The organism is Sulfuricaulis sp. (genome assembly GCF_049587675.1).
Lineage (GTDB): Bacteria > Pseudomonadota > Gammaproteobacteria > Acidiferrobacterales > Sulfurifustaceae > Sulfuricaulis.
This window is the reverse complement of record NZ_JBAVEJ010000053.1, coordinates 1-2,069: the sequence shown is the minus strand read 5'-3', so window position 1 is coordinate 2,069 and position 2,069 is coordinate 1. Positions and strand designations below refer to the sequence as shown.

Below are 2,069 nucleotides of genomic sequence, written 5' to 3'. Positions count from 1 at the left end.
GGACCACACCATCGCGCCGCAGCGCAAGCTGGCGAACGAGAAGCCGAAGGGCGAAACCGTCGACTACGACGCGCTGATCAAGTCGTGGCCGGCGACGCCGCCCAAGCGCGCTTCGTTGAACTGAGGCGGCTCACACAAAAACGAAGGCCGGGAGCGATCCCGGCCTTTTTTATTGGTGTGCCGAGTATGAACGACAGCTTGGAGGTGGAAGTCCTCTGTCCAGCCTGATGACGGCGAAGGACTAGCGAAGCGCAAAGGCGTCACCGCGAGGTGGGGTCTGAAGAAAGCGTGGAGCAAAGCCGCGGCCCGATGGACAAACACCGGATAACGAGGCCTGCCCGGCCGGACGAGCGAGCCAATGATCGCGAAGTCCACGGTCATCAAAGGTCGGGGTGGTAGATCCGGCGGGCGTGCGGCGAAGGCGGTCGATCTTACCTCGGGAGGTCTGCGCTGTGTCCCGGCAACGGGACTGAGGTCGTCGCAAGGCGGCCTGACCGCAGCGCAGAAGTCGGCAGAGGGCATAATAGGCGGCAGCGCGCCGCCGAAGGCCTGAACGCTGGAAGAGGCTAGTAGAGCGGCAATCTCGTGCAAGCCATGCGGCAGAAGAATCAGATCGAGCTGAACTTGGGCACCGGGGCGGAGAGTGAAGCCCGAAGCGCCGCCGCCCGAGAGCCCGAAGCGCGCGCGGCGAAAGCCTGTCTCGAACGCCCGGCGGTCGCGGGACCGTCGATGGAAGACGTTGTCGAGCGTGAGAATCTGAAGACAGCGTTGGCGCAAGTGAAGCGCAACAAAGGTGCGGCGGGCATCGACGGCATGAGCGTCGATGACTTGCCGGACTACCTGAAGGAGTGCTGGCCTGCGATCCGGGCGCAGTTACTTGATGGCACCTACAAGCCGCAGCCGGTGCGGCGCGTGGAGATACCGAAGGCGTCGGGCGGCATGCGGCTGCTCGGCATTCCAACGGTGCTCGACCGCTTGATCCAGCAGGCGGTAATGCAGGTGCTGCAAGCCGACTGGGACCCGACGTTCTCCGAGACGAGTTTCGGCTTCCGGCCGAAGCACTCGGCGCATCAGGCGGTGGAGCGGGCGCAGGCGTATATTGCGTCCGGGTACGCCGTCGTCGTGGATATCGACCTGGAGAAGTTCTTCGACCGGGTCAACCACGACGTCCTGATGGGGCTCGTTGCCAAGAGGGTTGCTGACAAGCGCATCCTGAAACTCATCCGCGGCTTTCTCACCGCGGGTGCGATGGAGGGAGGACTGGTCAGCCCAACGGAGGAGGGCACGCCGCAGGGCGGGCCGCTCTCGCCGCTGTTGTCGAACCTGATGCTGGATGTGCTGGACAAGGAACTGGAGAAGCGCGGTCACCGCTTCGTGCGCTACGCCGATGACTGCAACATCTATGTGCGCAGCCAACGTGCGGGAGAACGGGTGATGGCCGGTATCGAACGGTTCCTTGCGAAGCGCCTCAGGCTGAGGGTCAACAAGGCCAAGAGCGCGGTCGCCAAACCGAGCGTCCGCAAGTTCCTGGGCTTCAGCTTTACCAGCGGAAGCGAACCGCGACGGTGCATCGCGCCGCAGGCGCTCGCCCGCTTCAAAGCAAAAGTCCGGGAACTGACGCGGCGCACGTGCGGACGCAGCCTAGCGCAGATCGTCAAGGAGTTGTCCGTCTACCTCACCGGGTGGCGCGGCTACTTCGGCTTCTGCCAAACGCCGTCGGTGTTGCGAGCGCTTGACGAGTGGCTCAGGCGGCGGTTGCGCGCCATCGCCTGGAAACAATGGAAGCGCGGAAATACACGGTTTGCAGAGCTGCGACGCCGCGGCGTCGGCCGGGACCTGGCGGCACAAACCGCTGGCAGCCCACATGGCCCTTGGCGGCTCGGCAATAGCCCCGCTCCCAAAATGGCCATGCCAAATCGCTTCTTCGGATCACTCGGCCTACGTTCCCTCGCAAATCCCGCTACCGCATAATCCAGCGAACCGCCGGATACGGACCCGTATGTCCGGTGGTGTGGGAGGGGAGGAGCCGCGAGGCTCCCCCCTATCCCGATCGCGATTGCGTCCATCGC

At 64.4% G+C, this 2,069-nt stretch carries 1 protein-coding gene; it reads left to right on the top strand.

The features are described from left to right. Positions 1–594: 594 nt before the first annotated feature. Positions 595–1,971, top strand: a complete 1,377-nt coding sequence (ltrA, locus tag WB402_RS02700) for a group II intron reverse transcriptase/maturase (RefSeq protein WP_424205377.1) — start codon at positions 595–597, stop codon at positions 1,969–1,971. Positions 1,972–2,069: the final 98 nt, after the last annotated feature.

Excerpts from the sequence above, each read along its gene's own strand:
- ltrA (WP_424205377.1), top strand. The coding sequence starts at position 595 with ATGCGGCAGAAGAATCAGATCGAGCTGAACTTGGGCACCGGGGCGGAG.